Origin of the sequence: Arthrobacter sp. StoSoilB13, from assembly GCF_019977255.1 — a bacterium.
Taxonomy (GTDB): domain Bacteria; phylum Actinomycetota; class Actinomycetes; order Actinomycetales; family Micrococcaceae; genus Arthrobacter.
Window position 1 is genome coordinate 2,027,407 of sequence record NZ_AP024647.1, and the last position, 17,516, is coordinate 2,044,922.

Annotated in this window: 12 protein-coding genes and 1 pseudogene; 4 read left to right on the forward strand and 9 right to left on the reverse strand. The window is 61.7% G+C overall.

Features of this window, described 5'->3' with window-relative positions:
- The first annotated feature begins 134 nt into the window (after positions 1 to 134).
- Together LDP01_RS09465 and LDP01_RS09470 are read left to right on the forward strand one after the other, a co-directional pair.
- On the forward strand, positions 135 to 3,578 hold the full coding sequence (locus LDP01_RS09465; RefSeq protein ID WP_224088689.1) for a response regulator: 3,444 nt from the start codon (positions 135 to 137) through the stop codon (positions 3,576 to 3,578).
- Positions 3,575 to 4,498: a GGDEF domain-containing protein gene (locus LDP01_RS09470; RefSeq protein WP_224088691.1), complete on the forward strand. Its 924-nt coding sequence runs from the start codon at positions 3,575 to 3,577 to the stop codon at positions 4,496 to 4,498. Before LDP01_RS09465 ends, LDP01_RS09470 begins: the two co-directional genes overlap by 4 nt.
- Before the next feature lie 57 nt (positions 4,499 to 4,555).
- Here LDP01_RS09470 and LDP01_RS09475 read toward each other — a convergent pair whose 3' ends face one another.
- The 7 genes and pseudogenes from LDP01_RS09475 to LDP01_RS09505 all read right to left on the reverse strand — a co-directional run bounded on the left by LDP01_RS09475 (position 4,556) and on the right by LDP01_RS09505 (position 12,488).
- Positions 4,556 to 5,593, reverse strand: coding sequence for a right-handed parallel beta-helix repeat-containing protein (locus tag LDP01_RS09475; protein WP_224088693.1), 1,038 nt, complete (start codon positions 5,591 to 5,593; stop codon positions 4,556 to 4,558).
- A 355-nt stretch (positions 5,594 to 5,948) separates the two neighbouring features.
- Complete coding sequence (locus LDP01_RS09480) at positions 5,949 to 7,163, reverse strand: hypothetical protein (protein WP_224088695.1); 1,215 nt, start codon at positions 7,161 to 7,163, stop codon at positions 5,949 to 5,951.
- Between the two features lie 108 nt (positions 7,164 to 7,271).
- Positions 7,272 to 8,855 (reverse strand): ArnT family glycosyltransferase, encoded by a 1,584-nt coding sequence (locus LDP01_RS09485; RefSeq protein WP_224088697.1) that lies wholly within the window; start codon positions 8,853 to 8,855, stop codon positions 7,272 to 7,274.
- A 63-nt stretch (positions 8,856 to 8,918) separates the two neighbouring features.
- Positions 8,919 to 9,116, reverse strand: coding sequence for a hypothetical protein (locus LDP01_RS09490; protein WP_224091190.1), 198 nt, complete (start codon positions 9,114 to 9,116; stop codon positions 8,919 to 8,921).
- 106 nt (positions 9,117 to 9,222) lie between these two features.
- A pseudogene (locus LDP01_RS09495) lies at positions 9,223 to 9,726 on the reverse strand (PIG-L family deacetylase); the annotation flags it as partial.
- On the reverse strand, positions 9,727 to 10,812 hold the full coding sequence (locus LDP01_RS09500; protein ID WP_346658877.1) for a glycosyltransferase family 4 protein: 1,086 nt from the start codon (positions 10,810 to 10,812) through the stop codon (positions 9,727 to 9,729).
- A gap of 119 nt (positions 10,813 to 10,931) precedes the next feature.
- Positions 10,932 to 12,488 (reverse strand): lipopolysaccharide biosynthesis protein, encoded by a 1,557-nt coding sequence (locus LDP01_RS09505; protein WP_346658878.1) that lies wholly within the window; start codon positions 12,486 to 12,488, stop codon positions 10,932 to 10,934.
- Between the two features lie 356 nt (positions 12,489 to 12,844).
- Here LDP01_RS09505 and LDP01_RS09510 point away from each other — a divergent pair, with 356 nt between their 5' ends.
- Entirely contained in the window at positions 12,845 to 15,070 is a 2,226-nt protein-coding gene (locus LDP01_RS09510) for a S9 family peptidase (protein ID WP_224088702.1), read from the forward strand.
- A gap of 10 nt (positions 15,071 to 15,080) precedes the next feature.
- On the opposite strand, the gene LDP01_RS09515 is transcribed toward LDP01_RS09510, so the two are convergent.
- Complete coding sequence (locus tag LDP01_RS09515) at positions 15,081 to 15,719, reverse strand: TetR/AcrR family transcriptional regulator (protein WP_224088703.1); 639 nt, start codon at positions 15,717 to 15,719, stop codon at positions 15,081 to 15,083.
- Between the two features lie 51 nt (positions 15,720 to 15,770).
- On the opposite strand from LDP01_RS09515, the gene LDP01_RS09520 reads away from it, so the two are divergent.
- Entirely contained in the window at positions 15,771 to 16,643 is an 873-nt protein-coding gene (locus tag LDP01_RS09520; RefSeq protein ID WP_224088704.1) for a nuclear transport factor 2 family protein, read from the forward strand.
- A 66-nt stretch (positions 16,644 to 16,709) separates the two neighbouring features.
- Here LDP01_RS09520 and LDP01_RS09525 read toward each other — a convergent pair whose 3' ends face one another.
- A complete protein-coding gene (locus LDP01_RS09525; protein ID WP_224088705.1) occupies positions 16,710 to 17,513 on the reverse strand; it encodes a class I SAM-dependent methyltransferase in 804 nt (267 codons plus the stop codon).
- Positions 17,514 to 17,516 lie beyond the last annotated feature (3 nt).

Genomic DNA, 17,516 nt, shown 5'->3' on the forward strand with positions numbered 1-17,516 from the left:
TAGAGCGCGTTTAGAGCCGTCAAAACGCGCTCAGCTGCTACCTAGATGGAGTTTCCCGGCGTATGCTTCCCTCAGCGCAAAGGCAAGATGCGTTGTTCGCTTTTGGTGGGGCCACTTTCGAAGGCAGGGGTTCAGTGGCAGGAGTGAAGCACGAGGTTCTTCCGGTGCGCTCGTGGGCGAGGCAGGGTATGCCGCTTTTCCTTGTAGCAGTCGGAATGTGCGCGGTCCTCCTGGCCGCCGGGCTCGGCAGCGGGATCGGGACACCCACAGCCCAACTTGCAGGCGACCTGGCGATACTTACCGCCGCACTGACTGCGCTGATGACCCACACCAGTGCCGCTCTGCGGGGCCACGGCAACACAAAGGCCCGATGGTTCGTTGTTGCAGGGTTGGCTCTTTGGTCCTGCGGCCAAGCTCTTTGGACCTTCAACGGCATAGTGCTGGACCACGCCTACCCCTTCCCATCAGCTTCCGACGTCGGATTCGTCGGCTACGCGCTGCCGGTCGCCGTCGGGCTTGTCCTGCTTTCCAAGGGCGGCAGCGTCCGCATGTCAGTTGTCCGCACCGTCCTGGACGTCGGAACGGTGGCCAGCGCGGTTCTCTTCATCGCGTGGGGCGCAGTCCTGGGGCCGTTGATCGCGGCAGGCAACGTTGACCCACTGGCCTTCCTGACCACTCTGGCCTACCCCTTCGTTGACGTGGTAATGGTCTCGCTGGTGATCGTCCTGACCATGCGCGCAGCCCGTGGCCGGCGCCTTCCGTGGCTGTGCCTGGGCCTGGGCTTCCTGGTGCTCGCGTTGACTGACCTGACCTACGTACGGCTTACCGCCGAAGGCGTCACAGGTGTGACCGGATCCCCCTTGGCACTCGGCTGGGTAGCAGCTTTCCTGCTCGTCGGGTTCAGCCCCCTGGCTCCGGAGGCCAGCAGCAGCAAGAAAGATGGACGAACGTACGCTGCGGCCTTGGAACTTCTGCCATACATTCCCGTTTTCGGCGCAGTCCTTTTCAACCGCAGCCGGGCCATCAACCTGGCAGACCCCATCCTGCTGATCACGGGCCTGTCTGTCCTGGCCTTCGTCATCGTGCGGCAAGTGCTGATCGTCGTCGAGAATGTGACGCTGACGCGGGACCTTGAGTCCAAAGTGGCGGCCCGCACGGCCGAACTGGAGGGCTTGGGGGCAATCGTAAACTCCTCCGGCGACGCCATCATCGGCAAGACACGTGAGGGAGAGATCCTCAGTTGGAATCCGGGGGCAGAGAGGATTTTTGGTTATACGGCGGCGGAGGCCATCGGCCGGAACAGCGATTTCTTTGTCCCGGAGGAATTGCAGAACGATGAACACGAGGCCCTCCGAACAACCGCCGAAAGTGGTAACGTCCAGAACTTTGAAACCCTTCGCAAACGCGGGGACGGGACCACCATTCCGGTCTCCGTGACACTCTCCCCCGTCCGCAATGAATCGGGCATCTGGGGCGTGGCCACAATTTCCCGGGACATCACGGAACGCAAAGCTGCGGAATCCGAACTGTTGGCCGCCCGGGAAGCAGCCTTGGAATCGAGCAGGCTCAAGTCGGAGTTCCTGGCCACTATGAGCCACGAGATCCGGACCCCCCTCAATGCTGTAATCGGTCTGACATCACTGATGCTGGACACGCGCCTTAACGAAGTCCAACGGCAATACGCCCAAGGGGTCAAGGGCGCAGGCGAGGTCCTCCTCACGCTGATCAACGACATCCTGGACTTCTCCAAGCTGGAAGCCGGGAAAGTGGACCTGGACATCACGGCATTCGATCCGCGCGCGCTGGTGGAAGAAGTTGCAGGGCTGGTAGCCGAGCAGGCCCAAAGCAAGGAACTTGAGCTGATCTCCTACTGTCACCCCAACGTGCCTGAACGGCTCATGGGCGATTCCGGGCGGATTCGCCAGATCCTGCTGAACCTGTCATCCAACGCGGTCAAGTTCACTCCAGCCGGCGAGGTGGAGATCCAGGTTTCAGTAGTCAGCCAGGATTCGAACCAAGCCTCCCTGCGGTTTGAAGTCCGAGACACCGGAATCGGCATCAGCACTGAGGACCACCACCGACTGTTCGAATCCTTCGCGCAGGCAGACGCTTCCACCACCCGCCGTTACGGCGGCACGGGCCTCGGTCTTGCCATCTCCCGGCGGCTGACCGAAGTGATGGGCGGCGAAATAGGGCTTGACAGTGAAATGGGTGTGGGCAGCAAATTCTGGTTTGTCCTGGACCTGCCCGTCGGCCCTCCGGCTACGGACACCGGAATCCTGCCTGCCTCGCTCGCGGGACGAAAAGTCCTCGTGGTGGACGACAACGCCACCAACCGTTTGGTGCTGGAGACCCAGCTCGCAAGCTGGGGAATGCAGCCGGTGGCAGTCGCAGATGCGCGCACTGCCATGGACGAATACCGTTCGGCCGTTTCGGACCACCACCCCTATGACATCGCCGTGGTGGACATGTGCATGCCCGATACCGATGGCCTGGAATTGGCCCGCCAGATCAAGGAAGAGAGCAACGGCTCGGGCGGCCCGGGGATCATTCTCCTGACCTCCACCATGCAAGTGGACAAGGCCGATCTCACCTCCGCAGGCATCCGCGAGTACCTCACCAAGCCCGTCCGGAGCTCCGAGTTCTACAACCGGCTGCTACGGCTCGTGGCAACGAGAACGATCGGCAATGCAGGCACCGCGCTCCCCTATGCAATGCAGCCCGAGTCGCCATCCGAGAACCCGGAACTCCGGTTGGGCAAGCTTCTGGTGGCCGAAGACAACGAGGTCAACCAGCTGGTGGCCCGCGGGATGGCGAACAGGCTCGGCTACCAAGTGGACATCGTCGACGACGGCGCTCAAGCCGTTGCTGCGACGCTCACCGGAAACTACGCTGCCATTCTCATGGACTGCCACATGCCGGTGATGGACGGTTTTGAGGCCACAAAGACCATTCGCTCCCGTGACTCCAAAACCGTGAGGATTCCCATCATTGCCATGACGGCCGGGGCGCTGAACGAGGACCGCGAGCGGTGTTTCGCGGCTGGCATGGACGATTACATCAGCAAGCCGGTTGACCTGGACAAGCTCCGCGACATCCTGGCAAGGTGGGTCCCGCAGGAGCAGCGGGCGGAAGCACCGCCGTCGAACGTTGTTGTCTCAAATGGTTCAGACGCGGAGGCCGCTGTCCTCGCTGACGTTGCCGACCCTGACGTCACCGTCCTCGATGAGGACCGGCTGCAGATCCTCCGCGAACTTGGACCGGCGGACGGTTTGGGCCTGCTGCCTGACGCCATCCGGGCTTTCCGCGAAGAAGCCCAGCGTGCACAGGAGTCAATTCGTTCAGGCCTGGAGGGCCAGCAGGCCGACGCTGTGGAGGCCGCCGCCCACAAACTCGCGGGTGCGGCCGGCAACATCGGCGCTACGGGTGCCGCAATCCTGGCCAAGGACTTGGAACGACTTGGACGTGAGGCAGTCCCGGGTTTTGAAGCGCACGGAACGCATGTACTCGAAGAACTAAAATCGGAACTCGCTCGAGTGGATGGGGCACTTGAGCGCACACTACTGGGAGCCCCATGAAAGTATTGATCGCCGACGACGACCAGATCTCCCGAATGATCACCAAAGCCGCCGTCGAGCAATCCGGTCATGATTGCATCGTGGCAGTGGACGGCGACTCGGCCTGGGAGCTTTACCAGGAACACGCCCCGGCAGCTGTGGTGACGGACCTGATGATGCCGGGGCTGAACGGCCTGGATCTTTGTAGGGCGATCCGCGCGCATGAGGAGGACACCTACACGTACGTCATCCTGGTGACGTCCCACGGTTCGCGAAAAGATGTCCTGGCAGGCATGGAGGCCGGCGCGGACGATTACGTCACCAAACCGCTTGACCCGTTCAACCTGCACATCCGCCTCCTGGCCGCGCAACGGATCACCTCGCTGCACGCAGACCTCGCCAAGTATCGTTCGGCGCTGACCAAACAGGCCCGCACAGACCCCCTGACCAAGCTGCACAACAGACTCAAGCTGACGGAAGACCTTGGCCAATTGCACAGCAGAAGCGACCGCTACTCGCGGGATTACTGTCTGGCGATGGTGGATGTGGACAACTTCAAGCGCTACAACGATATTTACGGCCACCAGGCAGGAGACGCCGCCCTGGTGGCCATCGCCTCGACCCTCGCCGGCGAGGTCCGCCAGTCCGACGGCGTATACAGGTTTGGGGGCGAGGAGTTCCTTTTGGTCCTTCGTGAGCAGACGGCGGCTGGGGCTGAAGTTGTGATGGAACGGGTCCGGGCGGCCGTGCATGCGCTGCAGATCGAGCACTCCGGCGACCCCGATGGGATCCTCACCATCAGCGCTGGAGTGTCGGCGTTCGCTGATGGACACCGCGCCGGAACCGAGCAACTCCTGCGTGAAGCCGACCTCGCGCTTTACGCAGCCAAGGCCGCGGGCAGGAACCGGGTGTCCCTGGCCAATGCCCTCCGCTTAGAGTGACCAGCAACTTCAGTGTTGGGGGGTGATGCACAGCAGTTGCCCGGCTTCATCCGCGCGTCAGCACACCGCGCTTTGAATGTTGCGGGCATTTACATTCCCGGTGCCGGCCGGAAGGCGGTAATCACCTGAATTGCATGCCGTGTTGTCTGTCATCGTCACGTAAGTCACCGGGCGCTCGAAGTCCACCGCCCCGCCGGTGGACTTGATGTCGTTGTTTTTGAAGGTATTCCCTACGATCTGGATGTGGTGGATTTGCTTCGTACCGTCGTAGTAGGCGTCGTGCAAACCCCGAGGTGAGCCCCAGACGGTGTTGCCAGTGATGTCAATGTTGTAAACGGCCCCGGATCCTCCAGCAAGGTCAATCCCGGCGCCGTGACGGCCTCCACGCACGTTGTTATTGGCAATCCTGATGTCATGAACGTCCTCATCGCCGTAGGTGTGAACGGCGATGCCGTCGTCTCCGTCAGTGCCTTTGCGCTGGTCCACTACGTTTCCAACAATGTCCCCGTTGCTTGTGTTCATCGCATGAATGCCATCCAATTCGACGTACTTTCCGTCGGTTGCCGACTGTGTACTGCTGTCCTTAACACACCACTTCTGACCACCAACAAATGCGATGGAGTACGTAAAAGGGTTCCTCGTATGAACGCTTTGGACGAGTGAATTCATTGAATTGCGGACGTCAATCACGTACTCATTCAGGCGGCCAGACACATTCCCGTTCAATGAGTCACCTGACTGGTCTGCCGTGAAGTTCGAGAGGGTTGTGTTGTCTGCGCCTGCTGTCGTCACGATGGGATATCCGCCAGCGGGGCCGTAGTTACCAGTGAACGAAGGACCAGCTTTCAGGATCGTTTCAGGGCCCACACCTTCAAGCTTTACATTGCTCTCCATCCGCAACTTGCCATTGATAATGAACGTGCCCGCAGGAATTTTTACCACTCCCCCGCCAGCAATTCCGGCCGCGTTAATTCTGCCTTGGATACTTGCAGTATCGTCGAGGGCATCGTTCGGAGTGGCAGTGACGCCATAAATGCTGGTCGAACTGCTACCCGTGGCACCGCTTAACGAACACGACGACGATGTGACCGTCAAGGCTGCGGCACCTTGAAGGGGAGCAGCTGCTGCTGGGACAGCGGTTGACGCGAGGACACAAAGAACAAACACAGGACTGCTAATAGCGGGCGTGCTGCGGGCAACGCGTCCTTTCCGGCGCTCACCGTCTGTTGCATACCCGGCCGCGGCCAATGCGTGACGTGTGACGTCCCGAGAGGGCCAGCCGAAGTTAATAGTGCGTTTGAATTTAGGCACGGGTGTCAATCTCCTCTGTTTTTTGGCCTGGATGCGACGAGGCTGTCCATTCGTTGAGTGAGCGAACCTCGGCGGACGTGACGTGAACTTTGGATCTTCTTTGGTGCCGCGCCCCTATAGCTCCGACCGTTTCGGGGCGTCACTGCTGAGCCGGGGACTGCAACCGCTGGATGACTTCTTTGTAGTCCTCAGTGGTGACACCGCTGCCTTCCTCATCAAAGAGGTTCTCTTCGAAGCCGAACAGGAACGTCGTCATCCCACATTGCACCGCGTACGCCGGAGCAGTGCGCAATTGTTCGGCTAGGCTGTGCGATTGCGGTGAGCCGCCGGTGAAAGGTGCATCCGGAGGACCGGGGTTTTCACCGACCAGTCCCAGCACGGCTCGCCGAGCCAAGGCGCTGATGTACCTGTGGGAGGACCATTGTGAGACATCTTCCATCAGCATGCTCTCGTCGTCAGTGGGGAGGCACTGATCTTGCCGCGGAACGGCAGCGGCTGCACTCACGGCCGATATGTCATCCAAGCCCGTGAAGTCCACATCCACCCCCGGTAAAGCCGCGAGCGCAGCGAATTGAACAGCGTAGTCCAGACCGCGTTCTTGGGCGCCATCCGGATTGGCCCGGCCATCCAAGCGTCCTTTTATGGCTGTTGCTTTGTCATTCGGCAAGACTCCCCGACCCGCTACGGGGACATGCAAGCGCCCTTGATACCCAAGTTTCCTCAGCTCGCGTATCTGCCATACGGCTGCGTCCACCGCAGATCCGGCATACCAGTCCCACCACCGTTGGACCTGCTCATCAGTTACGGACCGCCCGTGCCATGAGCTGGCGCCCGGAATCCACCCCGGCATGGGAGAAGGCGCAACGCCTTCAGCTAAACCGATGCCGTACTGGGGGGCGTCACCAAATGCCCAGTACTCGCGTTCATTTCCACCGTCACCGGGCCCTGGGTACCCTAGCTCCCCGCTGGCATTCGTCCCTACTCGTATTGCTGCTACGCCCTCAAACCCCAAGTCCGACGCAACAAGGGCCAAGTACTTTTGCGCCGCATCCCGCACATCGGCACTGAATATGAGCTCGGAACCCTGGTCCTTTGGCGTTCCTCCTGCGCTTCCCCGCAGCACACCTCCGGGCAGACCTCTTACCCAATCAGGCGCGTAATGCAGACCAGGGGACAGAACCACAGCCATGCCAGCCTCATGGCAGCGGTTCAGTCGTTCACGAACCTCCGCCACGTAGTGATGGTCCACCCCTCCGGCTCCCGGTTGGTACCGATCCCAGGCCAAGGGCAATTCCACTACGGATACGCCGGCCCTCGCGAAGTTCTGCGAGGCGTTCAGGAGTGCACGTGGCACCCAGAACCCCAAAAGACAGGAGCTCTGCCGCCGGCTGGGTCTGCACACTGCAACCGACGATCACAGGTGTTGTCATCATCAACAGCAAGACCACACGAAGCAGGCTTCTCACGGGTAGCCGCCGGTCACGGGAGGGAAGCTCAGCCCTCCCGCCACAGCGGCGTCCAATTTTGCGCGGTCCAATTGCCACACCACGGTGTCACCGGACGTTGGTCCCCTGAAAGTGAAAACCGCTTGGGCGTTGTCCTGAAGCCAGTCCAGGAACTCAGGTGCGGCGAAGCCGTACCCCTCACTCAGTTGCCTCCCCTGTGTGAGGACATACTGCGCCTCGCGGTCATGCAGGGACTGCAAGGATGGCAGGACCTCCCACCCCTCATGCGGCATGAGCGCGAACTCAGCAGTTACTGACGTCAAACCCACCTTGGAGGACAAGGGCAGCTCGGCGTTCATCCAGTCCCGGGCACGGACAAGCCCGTCATCGACGACTGATCTTGCCTGAACACCCAGAAAGAGGCTGAGTATGGTCATGATTGCTGCGGCAGCCACAACGGGCGCCCGCAGGCGGGCGCGCCATTTCACCACCATCACAGCGGCTACGGGCACCGAAACCAGGGCAGACAGCACCACACAGTAGCCAAACTGTTCCTCTGCCGCCCCGAAGAAGACGGAGTAGATACCCACCAAGCCGGTAAAAAGCGAGAACAAGCCAATAGCCCGCCGTTCCACCAGCGGAGACATAGCAGTCACTGCCCCAGCCACCACGGAAAGGCCCAGAAGCAGATAGCTGGTGCCGAAGCGTCCGGCCAGGTCAATGAGCCGGTCTGCAAGGCTCACGCTGTGGACTGAATTGAAGCCTGTCATCTGAACGACGCCCATCATCCTCAGGACGCCCACCGATTTTTGTTCAATGAACTGCGGAATCAGCCCGCTGGCAGCGATCAAACCCAGATAAACCAGATAGGGAACTGTGGAGCAGGCGAGGATTCGCAAGGCTGTTTGGACGGGCACGGTTCTACGCCAGACCACCGAGGCGAGCAACGGAACCACTGTGAACACAGCAGTCATGTCTTTCATGACGATGGCTAGTCCGAAGACCAATCCGGCGCTGATTTCAAGCCACAGGCGGCTTCTCCCCGACTTACGGTCGAGCAGCAACAGGACCAATAGCCATCCCGATAAGACCGCCAGGCCAGCTGGAGTCTCCATCATCAATCGCCCATCCATGCGAAGGACAAACGGGTCGCTGGCCAGAATGACGCCAGCCACGGCAGCAGGTCCAACACCCACAAGACGGCGAACCAACAGGAAACAGACAACAACCGCAACTGCTCCGAGAACACTATTGACCCAGCGCAACTGCAACGCCAAGTCCGTAGAGTTGCCTTGGAGTCCCAGCACGCGGATGACCAGTGCGTTGAGGGCGTAAGAACCCGGAGGATGCAGGAAAAACGGGGTGCCAAGGATTGATGGCATGTGGCCATCAGCTATCTGCATTGCAACGTCCGCGTAGGTTACTTCGTCAATGAAAACGTCATTGGCCCGTTGAACACCGAACACCCGGAAGACCGTGGCCAGCAAGCCTACAACGGCTGCAACCCACAAGTGTCCCCGCAATGCCCGCTGGGAGGCATGTGCAGACCTCCGCGCCCGCCCACCCGAGGCATTGACGTGGAGTTGGTAAAGCGAATTCATAATGACCCTTATGTGAAGCGAAAAAGTACTGAACCAGAAGAAATGTGAGTGTGAACCAGATGGCTAATCGGCATCGAGGTGCCCAGGCACAAAGTACGTTTCCGGTTTCAGTGGGATTACTCCGCTGGGGAACAGGGCATCTGCCTGCGTGGGATACTGCCTGATCCGCCCGGCTTTTGCATCGAGTCCGGTGTCCCAGGTCCACGGCACAAAGCCCAATTTGGACATGTGCGTTTCGTCCGGGGCCGGCAGCCAGATCATAGGGAAAGTCTGAGTACATCACCACGTTGTCCGGGTGTCCTTTGCCTACCTCCCGGGTGATCAGGTGGTCCACATGCTTACCCACCCCTGCCGGGCAAAACAACAGCTGAGCTTTGGTTTGTGCCATGAGTCCGGCGACGTCGGAGCGAAGCCGGCGGATGAGGGCCCGATCACCCTTGGCGATCCTTCCCATCGCGATGTCGAACCGATAGGTGGGGTAGCGGTGAGTGAGCTCCGGGAGCAGCCGCTCCCACTGGCTGCTCCCCAGCAATGGGGGCTTTCGCCGCTTTCGAAACAGGGCGTCCACTTCGCCAAGGTGGATGGATTGAACACCCATGTCCTGCAGCACGGCACGATCCTCCGACTGCCTGGCCTGGAACAATTCCCCAGCGTCCGGAGCGGTGCATTGGCGCATGAAGGATCGGGCTGCCCGCGTGTGGGGTGATGGCATGGCCTCAGTGAACAGCGTGGCCACGATGATCTGCCGCCCTTTGGCCTGGGCTTCAATAAGCGAGCCGCATGACAGGACTGCATCATCCAGATGCGGTGAAAGGAAAAGCCAGGGGGCGTCGCCCACCATGGAGTGTTCGACTCGTGATCGGAGCGGCATTCAAGCCCTTTCGGCGTGGTCGGCTTGTGGCCGCCGGGTTTGAGGGTTCTTCAGCTCAGTAAGAGCAGTGCGATAGGCCTGCGCCTGCTTGTCGGCGAGCGCATCCCAGTTGTAACCGGCGGCAAACTTCCGCCCTTGCTCAGCCACGTGCTCCAGCCCCGTTTGGGAGTAACGGGAGGCAATTTCATCAGCCAGTGCCAGAACATCGAAAGCCTCTACTACCCATCCCGTACCCGGCGGGATGATCTCTTTCAAGCAAGGAATGTCGAAGGCAATAACGGGAGTGCCTGCCGCGAGCGCGTCAATGGCCACCAGCCCGAAGGTTTCGTGCCGCGAGGGCACTACCAGCAGCCGTGCATTGCTGAGAACCTGGAACTTCCTTTCCCCGGACAACCACCCGAGCATCTGCACGCGCCCGGAGAGACCCTTGTCCCGGACGGACATGCGCAACCGTTCCTCGTCCGGACCTGTACCGGCAATCAGCAGCTTGCCTTCTACCCTTTCGCAGGCATGGGCCCAGGCTTCCAGGAGGAGGTCCAAGCCCTTGTGCCCATACTCCAGTCGTCCGATGAAGAGGACATCCTTCCCCAGCCGGGGTTGGTTGTTCCAGGCTCCGGGATCTACGCCGTTGCCGATGACGTCCACATGCAGGTCCGGGTTCAGTTCCTTTAACCGATCACCGATGCCCTGCGAAACCGAGATCAGCCTGCGGTGCTTCAACACGCCCAGTCGCTCTATCCAATGCAGGGGCAGCTTGTACTGCCGTGCTTTGTCCCTGGCGTGCAGCCATTGGACAACACCGATGGTGGGGCGCTTGGTCCAGAGCGGTGCGGCCATGGTCGAAAACGGAGCGAAAAAATCCTCCACCACCAGCTCTGTAGCTGACCGGCGCTTCCAAACCTCAAACGGTAGCTGCGCAATATAGGCCACTAGCCTAGCCAGGCGGTGCTTGCCCGTTCCGAAGCCGATGGGCACATAATGCACGCCGTCTTCGATGCGTTCCTGCCAGCCCGGATAGCGGGTGGTCAGCACTGTGACGTGGAAGCCCTTTGTCGCCAGACGGCGATTGATTTCGTGCGTCCTCACTGATCCCCCGCCTGCCCCGGGCATTCGCGGATCTTCAAAGCCCAAATGCAAAACTTTCAAAGCTGTCTTCCCATCTCTACATTTCTGGAGGGCACCCTGCCCCTTACAACTCCGCTGAATCAGGAGTAGTGGCGTCCTCTTGGAGAAGAACGTCGGTGAAGTGCCCTATTCGACCGGCGGCCGGTAGATTTGCTGCGGCTGCCAGCCTGCCGGCGTCGGGAGATCCTGAAGTCGTTCCTGTGCGGCAGCATGCCGCGCTGGTGGGCAAGAACGGTGACTCCGCTGATGCCGGCGAGAAGCAACCAGAGCAGGGGCTGCAGGTGGGCGGCTCCGGCAAGGACCACGATCAGGGCGAACGCCAGGATGGCGAACCTGCCCGTCCCCTTTCCCTGGTTGGTAGCCGCCAGCACCGGACGCGCCAATAGTGTCAGGACGAGGCCAGCGGTCACCGCACCGACGGCAGATCCCACGGCCATTCCCGGGACGGCGTTCACCTGCCAGCCGATCCACAGCCCGCCGATAACCAGAAGACACGCGCAAGCGAGGCCGATTTGGCAGCGGCGGTAGGCACGCATGGCCAAAAGGATGGTGGCGAGCACCATCAGGACGGCATAGCCGAGACCGGAAGCCGCCAGCCATGGCAGGAGTCCAAGGGAGCCGTGATACTTCGGCGGAACTATGAGGCCGGACATCAGTGGCGGTGCCGTGGCGATGATGGCGAAGGCCACCACCACAAGCTGCCCGAACGAGGCGAATGAAGCTCCCAGCACCTCGCTGACCTTGACGCCAGGGGTGCGAAGCAAGGGAAATGCCACTAGCGCTGTCCCCGCAGCCACGTAAACAGGCCCCTTTGCAATGGTGGCGAGCGCTTGGAAGCCTGCTGCTTCTACCGAGCCGTTGTCCAGGAAGCCGACAAGTACGACGTCGGTCCCCACCAGCACGGACACGACGCATAGGACCGATGCAATATCGCTCGTTTCGGCCCACCGCCACTTCTGAAGCAGCACCCCCGGACGCCAACGGAGATCCCGATAAAACGACCAGGGCACTACCAGAGGTGCCAGGCACCCCGCGACAAAACCGATGACCGCTCCCCCGGCACCCCACGCCATAAGGATCACCAGTAGGCTGAAGATCAACCGCAAGACAACCTCGCCGATGGTGGACATTGCGTACCAAGTGAAGCGGAGTTCGCCTTGGAGCCACCCGGCGGGCGCATTCACGACAAAAATGACAAAGGCTGCCAGAGCCACCGCTGCTGCCAGGTCCGGGGTGGCAAGCGCGAGAGTCACGCCACCGGTGATGGCCGCCGCGGCAACTCCCGCCAGACAAGACACGAAGACCGAGAAGGCCACGCCGTTCCGCCGTTCTTCGGACCCTTCCGGATGCACGGCGACCACGTGGGACAGAGGAAGCGGAACCATTGCATTGGCCACGATCCCCACCACGCCCAGGATCATCGCGGCGGCGGCGAATTGTGTGTAATCCGCTGTCCCCAGCATGTTGGCCATGAGCAAGGTGCAGGCGTAGCTCACCACACCCACCAGCCCCGCCGACACAGCCAGGAAGCCACTGTTTTGAGCTATGTTGGGGTCGCGGTTCGGTGTCCTTTCCCGGCTTCCAGCTCTGGGCCGCAAACTCACTGCGGTGGTTATGGCATGTTCGGATAAATCCACTGATTAGCTACCGCTACTGGCCATCGTCGCGGAAGGGGGGCTCTTCTCCGTCAGTACAGCCCACGGGCAGCTCAACAATCAGTGCCCCGTCGTGTTGAAGGCAGAGAAGGAGCTCAACATCGAAGGCAAAATCCGTGGTTCGGCCTTGCACATGAAGCAAACCCATCTGACCCTCCAAGAATCGGAACGGCACCAAGCGGTGCTCGCCTCCTAAGCAGTGCGAAGACACCCCAAGTCATGACGCGAGTCTGACGTGAAGGTTCAAGTTGTTCCCGTCCGGGGCCTTAGTGAGCTTGTCCGGGCGCTCTGAGCGAAATCAGTGGTTCCGTGTCAGAGGCCATCTATAGAGTTGCCATATGAGCCACACTTCCTCCGCGCCTGCCGCTGCCCCTGTCAACGGTTCAGCACCCCGGCCTCCTGTTGCCAAACGCGTCCCCAGCCGCCGCGAACACCACGGCGACGTCTTCGTGGACAACTACGAGTGGCTCCGGGACAAGGAATCCGCAGAGGTAGTGGAGCACCTGAAAGCGGAGAACGCCTATCAGGAGGCTGTGACCGCCCATCAGGAACCGCTCCGCGAAGCAATCTTCCAGGAGATCAAGGGCCGCACGCAGGAGACTGACCTGTCCGTGCCCAGCCGGAAGGATGGCTGGTGGTATTACAGCCGTTCGGTGGAGGGCAAGGAATACAGCATCCATTGCCGCGTAGTTGCCCGGAACACGGGTGACCCCGTGGCCGACTGGACTCCGCCATCCGTTGAGCCGGGCGTGGAGATCCCGGGCGAACAGGTACTCCTTGACGGAAACGTGGAAGCCGAGGGCCAGCCGTTCTTCAGCATCGGTGGCGCTGCCGTGACAATCGACGGCAACCTTTACGCGTACGCCGTGGACAATTCCGGCGATGAACGCTTCACGTTGCGGATCAAGGACCTCCGGACGGGCGAACTCCTGCCGGACGTCATCGAGAACATCTTCTATGGCGTAGCCTTCTCCCCTGACGGCACCCGCATCTTTTACACCGTGGTGGACGATTCCTGGCGCCCCTACCAGGTCAAGGCCCACGTATTAGGCACGCCGGTTGCCGAGGATGAGGTTCTTTACCAGGAGGACGACGTCGCCATGTGGCTGGGCTTCGATCTCGCCTCCGATCGGCGGCACCTTGTGCTCAGCATCGGTTGCTCCGAGTTCAGCGAGACCCGGCTGCTCCGCTTTGACGATTACGACGCCGGACTCAGCACGGTCATTCCACGTGAGGAGCACATTCTTTACGAGGCCGAGCCCTTCCTCCTGGATGGCCAGGAAACCCTTCTCCTGACCCACAACAAGGACGCCATCAATTCGATGGTGAGCCTGGTTGACCCGTCCGAACTCACCAAGCCGCTGGCAGAGCAACAGTGGCGGACCGTCGTCGGGCATTCCGACGACGTCCGCGTCAACGGTGCGGGCGTCACCTCCACGCACCTGGTGCTGTCCATCCGGAAGGACACCATTGAGCGTGTCCAGGTGCTGCCGCTCGCAGGCCTGGGAACGCCGCAGCAGGCCGCGCCAGTGGAGCCGGCCTTCGACGAAGAGCTCTACAGTGCCGGCGTTTCCAGTTCCGACTACGAGGCCCCTGTGATTCGTATGGGCTACACCTCCTACTTCACACCGTCCCGCGTCTACGACTTTGTTCTGCCCACGTCGGAGCTGCCCTCAGGCCAGCTGCTGCTGCGCAAGGAAAGCCCGGTACTGGGCGGCTACTCCAGGCAGGATTACGTGGCCACGCGTGAGTGGGCAACGGCCGACGACGGCACCCGGATTCCGCTGTCAGTGCTGCGTCACGCTTCGGTACAGCAGGACGGCACGGCCGCTGGCTTGGTGTACGGCTATGGCTCGTACGAGATGAGCATGGACCCGGGCTTTGGCGTTGCGCGATTGTCGCTGCTGGACCGCGGGATCGTCATGGTTATTGCCCACATACGCGGTGGCGGGGAGTTGGGCCGTCACTGGTACGAGGATGGAAAGAAGCTCACCAAGAAGAACACCTTCACGGACTTCATCGCTGCCACCGACTGGCTTGCTGCTTCCGGCTGGGTGGATCCTTCCCGGATTGCGGCCATGGGTGGTTCCGCTGGCGGCCTGCTCATGGGTGCCATCGCCAATATGGCTCCGGAAAAATACGCTGCAGTAGTGGCGCAGGTGCCGTTCGTGGACCCGCTGACCAGCATCCTGGACCCCGAGCTCCCCCTGTCGGCTTTGGAATGGGAGGAATGGGGCAACCCGATCACCGATCCCGAAGCCTACGCGTACATGAAGTCCTACACTCCGTATGAGAACGTGCGGAGCGTGCCCTACCCCAAGATCGCCGCCGTGACGTCCTTCAACGACACCCGCGTGCTGTACGTGGAACCGGCCAAATGGGTGCAGGCGCTGCGCTCTGTATCCACTGGCTCGGAGCCGATCGTCATGAAGATCGAGATGGACGGCGGCCACGGCGGAGCGTCCGGCCGGTACGTTCAGTGGCGGGAGCGGGCTTGGGACTACGCGTTCGTTGCCGACTCGCTGGGCGCCACGGAACTTCTTCCTGGAGCGGGGCTCAAGTAGCGGCGCGTAGCTACTCCCGGACGAGCATACTGATCCACATCGCGCCAAGCCAGTCCGAGAACCGTTCATCGCTCCAGCCGCGCTGCTCTACGAACCGGGTCCAGAGCGTGCCGTCCATGGTCGCAAACAACACGTCGCGGCATTCCTCCTCGGTGACGCCGAGCTGACCGGTGGCAGCCGCAGCGTGTGCGTAGCGCGTCGCCACATCCAAGCGGCGGTCGGCCCATTCGCCGAGCATGGCGACGGCGTCGGGCTCGCTCGCTGCTGCTCCCGTGAGGGCCTCAAGGAGTGGGGCAATCCTCCGATTGCTCGCTGTGACGAATACGGCGTGGCGTCGGATCCTTGTGGGCAGGTCCGGTTCGGCCAGGATGGCCTGCATCTCCGCCCTGTCGTACAGGGTCACGTCTGCCTCGTCGCCGCGGAAATCGACGTACCAAACGTGCCGGAGCAGCGCAGCTTTCGTGCCAAACGCCGCGTATACGGTTTCGACGGCGACGCCCGCCCGCTCAGCCACCTGCTTGACCGTGGTCTGCCCGTATCCCTGCGAAATAAACAGCTCGTTGGCAGCCGTGATGATGCTTCGCCGTGTCTCTGCAGCCTGCTGCTGCCGGCGGGTGGAGTCGTACGGCCTCTTGATTTTTGCGCCCATTGGATGCATTCTAACAGTATTCAAAACAGTCTCACTGTAATGGAGTTGGCGATGTCTACCGAGACCGATAATTTCCTCGCCGAAATGGTTCCAAAGCAGCTGGCCGCGGACGGTGCAATCCACGACGGCGACGCCGGACCGCGCCTCGCGCTGTGGTCGGAGAACGAGCCGCTGACGCTCTTCGGCGCGAGCCTCAGCGGCAGCGGCCGGGCAGAGCTTGAGCCCGTGTTCCGGAACGTCGCCTCGTGGTTCTCGCACTCGGATTCGTTCGATCTTGAGATCATCGCGGCCGGCGTCAGCGGGGACCTTGCCTACACTGTCGGCTACGAGCACACCACCACCACCGTTGAGGGCACTCCGAGGAAGTACAGCTTGCGGGTGACCCACGCCTACCGCCGTGAAAACGATGCCTGGCGGATCGTGCATCGTCACGCGGATTTCCCAGCGGGAGAGGCCAGCGTTCCGTTGCCCGCTGGCCGGACGGGCCCCATGACCGGCGAGAGACAGGCTATAGGAAGGGAGACCGAGGCCTTCCTGACCGAGATCCTTCCCAAGCAGCGCGATATGACGGTGGCCCTCCACAAGGGCGATGTGGCACCGCGCATCGCTTTGTGGTCCCACACTGACCCCATCACACTGTTCGGTGCGCACATTTCCGGAGCGGGCTGGACTGACCTGGAGCCCAAGTTTCGCCAGGAAGCCCACCGGTTCGACGGCGCCACCGGGTTCGAGTTCGAGGTTGTCGCCGCCGGTGCCAGCGGCAGCCTCGCCTACACGGTTGGGTTGGAACACAGCCAGGCCATTGTTGATGGCGCCCCGGACGACTACACCATGCGAACGACGCAGGTCTACCGCCGCGAGGACGACGCCTGGCGGATTGTTCACCGGCACTCGGACCTTATTCCAATTCAACGGCCCCAGTGAATCCTGTGCCACTCCTCGTGGTGAGCGGCGCGGCGTCACCCCGCGCGGGCGTTAGCCGGCGCGGCGCTAGCGTGCGCGGAGCAGGGCGAAGTATCCCGGAATGAGGTCAGGGTCCGAGGGGTTGCTCAGCGGCCGGGTCTCGATACTGGTCGCGCCCTCCTCAAGGAGGTTCCAGTCCGCCGTCGGGAACGCCTTGGCCCGCTGGGCGGCGCCGAAGCGGCCAGGCATCGGCAAGCCCTTGATGGCCCACTCCAACGGGGCAGGAATGGAGTGACGGGTGGCGCCGAGGTGGCTGACGTAATCAACGGGGGTGCCGGGGAAGTTGGTTTCGGCCAGGAACACGCTGCCGCGGGATCCGACGACGGGCAACAGGTTTGCGGCCAGGGCGGCCCTTCCTTTGGAGTCCAGGACGTGCAATACACCTCGGATGAACACGTTGGCATCGCCTGTCCAGCCCGCAGCTTCAAGGGCCGTCACGACAGTCCGCGCAGCGTCAGGTGCCGTCATATCGCACACGGCGAATGACGCCGTCATGATGTCCCCCGCCTCTTGCCGTGCGCGGTTCACGGCGTTAGCGGAGTAATCGAGCCCAAGCGCGTGCGGGAAATGCTGGGCCAGCAAGCGCGTGAAGCTGCCGTTGCCGCACCCCACGTCCACCACCGGGAGGGACTGATCCATGCGGGCGAATTTGGGCACGTAACCCTCAAGTTCATGAGAGCTGCCGGAATCCCACAACACATCGCCGGCAGCCCCGGTGGATCGGACGTTTCCCCAGTAGCGGTCCCATGCCGTGAGCGGGTCCTTGGGCGCGGCCGAGGAAAGCCGGATCAGGCGGGGAACCAGCAGATATTTCCGAAGCGCGGACAGCATGCT

Excerpts from the sequence above, each read along its gene's own strand:
- LDP01_RS09525 (WP_224088705.1), bottom strand. The coding sequence starts at position 17,513 with ATGCTGTCCGCGCTTCGGAAATATCTGCTGGTTCCCCGCCTGATCCGG.
- LDP01_RS09470 (WP_224088691.1), top strand. The coding sequence starts at position 3,575 with ATGAAAGTATTGATCGCCGACGACGACCAGATCTCCCGAATGATCACC.
- LDP01_RS09515 (WP_224088703.1), bottom strand. The coding sequence starts at position 15,719 with ATGGGCGCAAAAATCAAGAGGCCGTACGACTCCACCCGCCGGCAGCAG.
- LDP01_RS09485 (WP_224088697.1), bottom strand. The coding sequence starts at position 8,855 with ATGAATTCGCTTTACCAACTCCACGTCAATGCCTCGGGTGGGCGGGCG.
- LDP01_RS09520 (WP_224088704.1), top strand. The coding sequence starts at position 15,771 with ATGTCTACCGAGACCGATAATTTCCTCGCCGAAATGGTTCCAAAGCAG.
- LDP01_RS09510 (WP_224088702.1), top strand. The coding sequence starts at position 12,845 with ATGAGCCACACTTCCTCCGCGCCTGCCGCTGCCCCTGTCAACGGTTCA.
- LDP01_RS09490 (WP_224091190.1), bottom strand. The coding sequence starts at position 9,116 with ATGATCTGGCTGCCGGCCCCGGACGAAACGCACATGTCCAAATTGGGC.